Annotated in this window: 8 protein-coding genes and 1 pseudogene; 4 read left to right on the plus strand and 5 right to left on the minus strand. The window is 48.8% G+C overall.

Annotation, left to right across the window (positions count from 1 at the left end; all coding sequences use genetic code 11):
* The 4 genes and pseudogenes from GPL15_RS15710 to GPL15_RS15725 all read left to right on the plus strand — a co-directional run.
* Positions 1-738: pseudogene (locus tag GPL15_RS15710) on the plus strand (collagen-like protein); the annotation flags it as partial.
* 79 nt (positions 739-817) lie between these two features.
* On the plus strand, positions 818-1,069 hold the full coding sequence (locus GPL15_RS15715; protein WP_215699636.1) for an acyl carrier protein: 252 nt from the start codon (positions 818-820) through the stop codon (positions 1,067-1,069).
* Positions 1,062-2,573 carry a class I adenylate-forming enzyme family protein gene (locus GPL15_RS15720; RefSeq protein WP_215699637.1) on the plus strand — a complete coding sequence of 504 codons (1,512 nt, stop codon included), beginning with the start codon at positions 1,062-1,064 and terminating at the stop codon, positions 2,571-2,573. Before GPL15_RS15715 ends, GPL15_RS15720 begins: the two co-directional genes overlap by 8 nt.
* On the plus strand, positions 2,570-3,478 hold the full coding sequence (locus GPL15_RS15725; RefSeq protein WP_215699638.1) for a hypothetical protein: 909 nt from the start codon (positions 2,570-2,572) through the stop codon (positions 3,476-3,478). Before GPL15_RS15720 ends, GPL15_RS15725 begins: the two co-directional genes overlap by 4 nt.
* 17 nt (positions 3,479-3,495) lie before the next feature.
* Here the strand turns inward: GPL15_RS15725 and GPL15_RS15730 are convergent, their stop codons facing one another.
* The 5 genes from GPL15_RS15730 to GPL15_RS15750 all read right to left on the minus strand — a co-directional run.
* On the minus strand, positions 3,496-4,242 hold the full coding sequence (locus GPL15_RS15730) for a hypothetical protein (protein WP_215699639.1): 747 nt from the start codon (positions 4,240-4,242) through the stop codon (positions 3,496-3,498).
* 91 nt (positions 4,243-4,333) lie between these two features.
* The gene (locus GPL15_RS15735; protein WP_215699640.1) at positions 4,334-5,608 is read right to left on the minus strand and encodes a cation:dicarboxylase symporter family transporter; all 1,275 of its coding nucleotides are present in this window, start codon (positions 5,606-5,608) and stop codon (positions 4,334-4,336) included.
* A gap of 9 nt (positions 5,609-5,617) precedes the next feature.
* Positions 5,618-6,682 carry an ABC transporter substrate-binding protein gene (locus tag GPL15_RS15740; protein WP_215699641.1) on the minus strand — a complete coding sequence of 355 codons (1,065 nt, stop codon included), beginning with the start codon at positions 6,680-6,682 and terminating at the stop codon, positions 5,618-5,620.
* Between the two features lie 243 nt (positions 6,683-6,925).
* Positions 6,926-8,101 (minus strand): HNH endonuclease domain-containing protein, encoded by a 1,176-nt coding sequence (locus GPL15_RS15745; protein ID WP_215699642.1) that lies wholly within the window; start codon positions 8,099-8,101, stop codon positions 6,926-6,928.
* Positions 8,098-8,731, minus strand: a 634-nt coding sequence (locus GPL15_RS15750; protein WP_275950496.1) for an RQC domain-containing protein, incomplete at its 5' end; no start/stop codon positions are given. The genes GPL15_RS15745 and GPL15_RS15750, both read right to left, overlap by 4 nt.

Genomic DNA, 8,731 nt, shown 5'->3' on the forward strand with positions numbered 1-8,731 from the left:
TCCGGACCCCAAGGCGAGCCAGGCGCCGCCGGACCTCAGGGCGAACCAGGGCCGTCCGGGCCTCAGGGTGAGCCAGGGCCTTCCGGGCCTCAGGGTGAACCAGGCGTCCCCGGACCTCAGGGTGAACCAGGGCCGTCCGGGCCTCAGGGCGAGCCAGGGCCGTCCGGACCTCAGGGCGAACCGGGGCCAATTGCCGCTACCATCCCATTCTCTTACTCCAATCAAAATGCATCCGGCGTTCCTCTCAGCACCGACGGCACAGGCGCGCCGTCCCAGATCGCCTATGCCGGTTTTGGAGGCGATACCGGGTATTTTTCGGTACTGGAACCCGGGGAATGGGCGTCGGGACTCATCACAATCAATACCAGTGAATCCTACCCCTCCTCCTTTGTCATGCCTTATGATGGAACGGTACGTAATTTTTACGGCGTATTCGCCAACCGGCAGGATATATCCCCGGAAGAAGGCGCGACCCTGCGGCCGTTTATGTGTCTGGCCATAGGAGAAACCGACAGGCTTGCCTTTCGGGTGCTTCAAAACAGCATCGTGTATTTTCCTCCCTATACAGGCGGAGAAACCATTCCAAAATACACCCTTCGCAGAGCAAGCCAGACAGGGCTGAATATCCCGCTGCCAGCCGGAACTCTCGTAACCATTATTTTTGGATTTATATCGGCAGGTGCGTCCTCTTCACAATATATGACCGCCTCCATAAGCGGCGGGATTTATATCGAATAACAATATTTTAAATGTGCCCCGGATTCGGCTCCGGTCAATTCCGGGGCACATTTACGCAATTCTAAAAGGAGCAGCGACCATGCCAGTAAAGGAAACCATTATACAACTCATAGATCAAAAAACCGTTATTTCCGTTCCGATTACAGAAACAACCGATTTGTATAAAGATCTGTACTTAGATTCCCTCTCATTTGTATGCCTGCTGATGGACATAGAAGAACAATACCACATTACCATTGACCTTCCGGAAATGGCAGGCTGCCGCATATTTGGAACGCTGATAAAACTTGTGGAAGAAAAGGTGAAAAAGAAGGAGGAGGAAAATGATTAGAGACGCACTTCTGTCAAAATGGGAATATGATCTGCCCGCAGTACTGGGTGAAGAGCCCCCCGTTTCCTATGCGGAACTGGCACAACGGTCTTTCACTCTGCAAGCCGCTCTGCCGAACGTAAACAAACGGTCTGCCGCTGCAATCCTTCTCCCGGACGGCAGCGATTTCCTCTCCGCCCTCTTCGCCGTCCTTCAAGCCGGATGGACAGCTTTTCCGCTGAACATACACCTGACTTCAATAGAACTCACCAGCCTGTTAAGCTGCACGCCGGTATGTACGGTCATCACCAGCAGCGCTATGGGCCCTCTTTGTGAGGCCGCTGTCAAAGCATGTTCGCCTGCGCCGGACATTCTTTATGTTGACGCCAAACGGTCATTTCCGCAACAGCCGCCTGACATACAAAAGACCGATCCAGGCGCCCCCATGCTCCTGCTCGCATCATCGGGCACCACAGGGCATCCAAAAATCGTCCGGCTCTCAGAAACCAATATGGCATTTAATGTCTCCGCCTATTTGAGGCATATGGGGTATGAAAAATACCGGGATCCCTCGCCCCGGTACGCTCTTGGCACTCCATTTTCAGCTATATACGGCCTGCTTGTCATTTTTTCCTGTGTCCTGCGGGGTTTTCCTATGCTTCCTATGTCTGAAAATTTCACCTTGGACGCCCTTTTTAAATCCGCGCAGGAGCTGGGAATCAGCCACTATGACGGAGGAACGGCGGCCGCTCTGTTGATGGAACGCACACTCGGCCGCGGCATTCCCTATGACATCACTTCTCTGCGCTATTTCGGTTTCGGAGGGAGCAAAGTCCCTGACGGCACATTCAGACGCCTGTCCGCCGCCTATCCCAACATACGTTTTTGGTCGGGTTACGGCATGACCGAGGCCTCCCCTCTCATCGCACAGCCCTTCCGCAGTCTTCCGGAAGATAAACTGGATTCCGTTGGCCTGCCTCTGCCGGGCGTAAAAGTCTGTCTGGAAACAGAGACAGGAATAACAGACGAACCGGATCAGCCGGGAGAAATCATAGTCCGGGGCCCCAATATCATGCTGGGATATTATGAAGATGAACATGCCACAAAAGAGATCCTCAGAAATGGCTGGCTCCACACAGGAGATATCGGATATTTTGACGGCGACGGTTATCTCTATATCTGCGGGCGAAAGAAAAATATGCTGCTCGTGCGGGGATTTAACGTATATCCGGAAGAGGTGGAAACATGTCTGCTGGCCTGTCCGCTGGTGAAAGACTGCATGGTATACGGTAAAGCAGACGTGCCGGGCAGTGAATGCGTCTGCGCCGACATCGTACCATCAGCGTCCCAAATCCAGTTTGAATCCATTCAAAAATGGTGCGCCGGACATCTGGCAGATTATAAATGCCCCCGCAATATCCGTTTTGTGGAAACGCTGGATAAAACAGCGACAGGCAAAAACAGACGTGCGCAGCAGGAGGCAGCGCCTGCACAAAAAACATTCCGGAATGGAGGAATCCGATGAAACTCATCCATTTTCAAGGTCTGAACTGCTATCATGACTGCATGATCACCTTAGCAAATGCGTTCGGGCTTGACTATACTGCGGCATTTTCCGGCCTTTGGTCCGAGGGACGTCTGCGTTATGACCCCATATGCGGTGTTTTTCTCTCCCGAAGAATACAAGAAACGCTTGAAATCATGGGTATGAGGCTGGATCTCCCCCTGACCGAAAAGAAGGACCGGGAAATAGGATGGTCAGACATTCCGGCAGGAAACCTGGTTATCATCGGCATGGATGCCTGTCTCATTCCGTGGTGCCCGCTCTATCAGCTCCTGCATGGGCCGCATTATTTTATCGTCCAAAAGGGGGCATCCATGCAGCAGGACTGTTTTGATCCTACCTATGGGATAATCGGCCAAACAATGGCTGCAAAAGAGCTGGTTTCCAATGCTTATGCTCTCATTGCCGTTAAAATGGATCCGTCCGCTCTCCCCGTCACTGCCCCCCATACCGGCCCTGCTCCCAATCCACTGCTGGCCCAATCACAGGAGGTGCTGAAAACGCATCCTGAAACATTGCGATATTTCCTTGAACGCGCCCGCATCTGGGTAAATGGATCAGAAAAAAACGCTCTGTTTCCTGCAAAATACGTTGACTGCCTGTTGGCCGGACGTTATTTATTCCGCCATTTTTTGGAAGAACGGGACTGTTCGTCAGAAAATGCGCCGCTGTTTTTCTCCAGGCATTACTATGATGAATGGATGACCGTTAAAAATGGTTTTTATAAAGCGGCGCTTATCAGAACGAACAGCGCCGCTTTCGATGAAGCCTGTCATTTACTCACCTGCCTGTTTGAACAGGAGACGGAACTGGCAGAGCAGGTCTGCTCTGGGGAATCAAAACATGAGAGCAGGCCGATTCCTTAGAAATCCCCCCCCGCCGCTCAACCTTTAACAGCGTTATAAAGCTGACGCTTCATGTTCTCACGCCACTTACGGTCTGCAATGCACAATCCCAGACAGCAGTGTTCACGAAACATACAAACTTCGCACACAATTTCGTCGATGCTCTGCATCAGCAGTTCATCATCACTGGGTATTTCATAGGATTGGATTTTTCTGATTCTTTCCGGCCGCCTTAAAGAGAAATCAATGGCCTTTCCACTGCCGGTTTTGAGGTAGCGGTACACCTCTGCCCCAAATGACAGGCAGTCCCCGGTTTCATATTTCTCAAACCCGTCCCCCGGCATCCAGACATGATCCTCTCTGCCATTAAAAAATGTGCCGTCTCCGTACATTCCGCTTACAAATATTCTTTGGAAGCAGATATTGCCTTTGGACTTCTTTTCAATCCGGCCCTTGAACCCGCACCCGCAGCCATTGTAATAACACTGCTCAAAATAGTGCCGCGATTTCCTGCCGGATGCTTTCATGATATCCAGATACTCATCATAGGTCAGCTTTTCGCCGCCCACCACTTCCATCCTCTGTTCCGGGTCAAAATCAATCACTCCCCACTCTGACAGCACCGTGCATTTTTTTCCATAATAGTCGGACTTGAGGCGTTTCCACTTGTCATGCTCTGTGTGTTCCTCTGTGTGTTTCCCTGTGTGTTTCCCTGTGTGTTTCCCTGTCTTTTTGCCTTCCACCTCTTCCCACATTTCATTAATACCCTGGGTATAATTGCTCATCTTTTTTACCTCCATTTAAAAAGTGCTGCACAGGCAGCCTGACATTTTAATATGGAGAATTAAGCGTAAACTAAAAAAATCTTCCGCCAGTCTATTGCTGCGCCTCATCCATATGTTTCGACATTATGGCCGCCGTCACACAGACCGGATAAACCTTGGTTGCCGTAAACACAGCATCCAGCACCGGATTGAGCGGAATCAGCATCGCCACCATCGCTTCCGCAGGCAGTCCAAAGGGTTCCAGCAGCAGCACGATTAAATAGGAAGACGTCATAATATCAGAATAACTGGTTGACAATAAAAATGTAATTAGGAAGGCAGCCGCAACCGTGCCGGGCTGCAGCGAAACATCATAAATTGATGCGGCGCCGATAAAACTCAGCGCAAGCAGGATCACCCCATCATAATTAAACAGAGAAATGCTGATGGGAAGAATGGTGTTGCTGACTGTCCGGTTAATTCCATGGTGAACATGCAGGTTATCGGTCAGATAAGGAATGGTGGGAATTGCGTCTCCGGTAGCGAACGCCATATAAAGGGGTTTCCCCATGGCTTTCAGATGATCCGGGATACATGTCTTCGTCACCAGGCACATTACAATCATGGACACCGCGCAGATTAACAGACAGATTGCAATGGTCATCAATAAAAGCCATACCAAAGAGAGCAGAATATCCATACCCAAAGCAGATATCTGCACGGATATAATGCAGAAAATCGCAGGCGCCAGGAATATCATGATAAAGTCGAAAATCTCCATGAAAATGTGGTTCACCGCTTCACACAAATCCATGACCAATTCTTCCTTCTTGGGCGGCAATGTAACCGTTGAAATGCCCAGTATAATGGAAAAAAAGACAACCTGAAGCACATTGCTCTGCGACAATGCCCTGATAATGTTGTCCGGAAAAATATTGAGGATCATTTCACTGATTGTAACCGTCTCAGGGCTTTCCGGCCGTATGTAACTGCTGATCTCCCGAATCATCGAATTAATACCTGCCTCCCCTTCAATCAGGAGTTTACTGGCAGCAAGCTGGAAATCTTTCTGTTGGAAAATAGATGTGCGCATCAGCCAGCTAACCGCCACCGTGATCCCAAAAACTGCCGCTGTAATTATAATGCTGGTAACCGTGGCCCGGCAGAGAAATCTGCCGCCCACCTTTGCTTTCAGCACATTATGAATGCTTATGGTCATCATTGTGGCAATGATCGGAAGCATACAAAGTTCCAGCAGCGTCAGAAAAATATCTCCAAATACCTCCAAAACCCCAATAAACGGCGGCTGCAGGATCCCCACCAGAATTCCCAACACAAACAAAACAAACAGCAGAACCGGACTTCTGAGAATTTTACCCATTTTCATACACACCCCTTAATGAAAGCATTCCGGAAAATCCCGGATCAAGTCATCTAATACATAGGAATAACAGTTAACCATTAAATATGCGTTGATACATTCCAAAAGATCCTCAGATCCGTCTCCAACCGCGGCACAAATATAGTCCCGGAGGTCCTCCACAGTATAAATTGTAGAATACAATGAAATCTCATAATTCTTCATAATCGCCTGGACAAAGGTAAGATCATCATAAACCGCCGCAAATACTTCCGCACCGACCACAGCGTCAATCATAGATGAAATATCCTGATATACGCGGACATCAGCCTCCGGAAAACTCTGCCGTACAAAGCTTTCATAGGAAGTCCCCTCAACGGTTCCAATCACCGCCCCGGGTTCCCGCAAATAGTCATATGGATACTCTGTTACGCCGTATTGGGAGGCCAGCTTTTTATTTACTAAAAAAGATTGTCTCAAAGTAACATATGGCGCGGAAAAAGAAACCCCCATTGCCCTTTCCGGCGTCATACTGAGCTTGGACAGCACCATATCATATTTGCCCTGTGCCAAATTTTCATAAAGTTCCTGATTCGAGCGGGCCGTGCGGTCTATCACCAGCTCCACGCCAAACGAATTGGCGATTCCAAGAGAGATTTCTACATCCAGGCCGTCCATTGAACCGTCGCCCGTGCAGTAAAAAAATGGAGGGCGGTCTTCCTCAATCATGCCAACCACCAAAGAATCCTTCTCCAGGATTTCCCCGACAAATGGTTTATAATACTCCTGCATCCGGATCGGCTGCCGCCCCTCTTGCGACAGGTCCAATGAACTGTGGGGAGCAATTTCAACAATCTGCTTCGTCTCTGTAATGCCGTCCGTTTCTGCAGCACTATCTATCCCTGCAATGCCTTCTGTTTCTGCAGCACCTTCTATCCCTGCAATGCCTTCTGTTTCTGCAGCACCTTCTATCCCTGCAATACCTTCTGTCTCTGCAATACCTTTCGTTTCTGCAGCACCTTGTGCTCGTTCCTCAGCAGCACAGGCCGAAAGCATCAACAGAATCATCAGCGCTAACATCATCAACCATTTTCTTCTCATACACATTCCCCTTAATTTTCGCAAAATGTGATTCTCATTAACAATTCAAATTGGTCTGCACATTTTCTGCGCGGACCGTACGGAAACATAGCGGCTGCAGGCATCCAGTCCCTCGCCGCAGGCGGCTTTAATAAACTGGATGCATAACAGTTCAGACCTATCTGAACTGACACGATTCTCACCGCCTCATAACACAGTCTTCATTAGTTTAAGTCCGGAAATTCTGTTTGTCTCTCTGCCGTCTCACCGATTCCAAATCTCATACCCCTGCCGCCTGGCCGAATCATACACCGGCTGCATATTCTTCTGTAAAATACGGAAGAATTCTTCCCTGCTGTTGCCCTTCCGGTACAGTTCCTGCCCGGCCCACAGGGAATGAAGATTATCCTTATAACATCGCTCATACAGGTTCCGAATTCCTGCCTTTTCATGGATCAATTCGTACAAAATGTACTGGTTGCCTGCAAACCGTTCAAAATACGGCTGCCAGTGGGGAAGGCGGTTACTCTTGGAAGAATTTAAAGAAGAATCCATTGGCATCAGATTCCATAATTCATCATTCATCACAAATGACCATGGTATAAAATGATCCACATCATACTGGCCGGACATCACAGGATCCTCCGTAAATACATCCCTTACCTCCCGTATTTCCAAAATCCCTTCCCAAAGTTTCCGCACATGATTCAGCCTGCGCATTTTTTCATCCATCGGCGCCAGCTTGTACACCAGCCCCGGCACTTCCGGATTATTGTTTTGGAGCCATTTCACCTTCTCAAACTGGATCCACCCTAAAATCGATACGGTATGATCCTGTATCATCCTGATCCAGGGCGGCTGGAAATACACTTCCTTATTCAGTTTACTCCCATTTCCCAATGTATAGGGAAGCAGGACCAGATCACGGTTAATCCGCTCAATATAGGCTGTCATCCGTTTTATGCTGTCCCATTCAGCCCTTGTATCTGACTTTAAGAAGAATCCCGACAGCGCGCGATACGGAACCATATTGGTAAGCTGCTCTTTTGCCGCTTTCAATTCCGGATTGTGTTCCCGAATGGCGTTTTTGATCTCCACATCAGAAGCATCGGCTGGCAGACCGCTCAATTCCGTAAGACGGATCACCGCCCGTTCCAGACCATCCCTCACCTCGCCGCTGAGCGGAAGGCCGCTCAGATGGATATGGTATTCCCGGACAGAGTACCAGGCGCTGCAGATCATTTCATCAATAATGGCATCAAATGTGGTCTCCCTCACGCCCCTGGAAATCAGTTGTACAATCGCTTCCAGCCAATAAAATTTATAGCAGTAGGACGGATCTTTCATCATCTGGGAAAATCCTTCGATATCCAGGCTGCTGTAGTACTTGCTGTCAATGGTTAAGGGGTATGTAGTTTTGGCAGAATCAGAATTTGTCATGTGCCTTCCTCCAAATACGTCTTTAACTTCTTCAATTTTCCCTCCGTCATTTTCTCCGAATAATGAAGCCCTTCATAGGTCGAATGCAGAACCGGATACCGCTCTTTGGTCCTCAAGATCAAATGTTCTTTAATCATCCATTCAATAATGGATCTCACCGTTTCATGCTGAAACTCTTTTAAAATCCCGAATTCCGGAATCTTATCCAGATTGCTGTCAATTATACGCTTTGTTACGGTTCCCCTAAGGACATCGTTTAGCATTGCCGCTCCATAATACCTTACACGGCTCACATTTTGGAGGGTCTTTACCACTGTAAAAATCAATTCATTGAGATCGTACCCGTTATACATAACCGGTTTTACATCAGCTCTTTGTATCTCAATATAATCATCTGGTAATTTCTCAGAAAAAATGACAGGATTTGCTTTTTCTTCCGGCTTTATCAGTGACTGTATCGCGGGTGTACTTTCACTTTCTTCTGGTTCTATCGGCGGCTGGGCTGTTGAGGTTCTTCCTGCCGGTTCCAGCGGTAGTTTCTGCGCTCCAAGCATTCTTCCTGACGATTCCAGCGGCGGCCTCTGCGCGCCTGGCATTCTTCCTGCCGGTTCCAGCTGCGGCCTCTGCGCG

It is taken from the genome of Clostridium sp. MCC353 (genome assembly GCF_018785315.1).
Classification (GTDB): Bacteria; Bacillota; Clostridia; order Lachnospirales; family Lachnospiraceae; genus CHH4-2.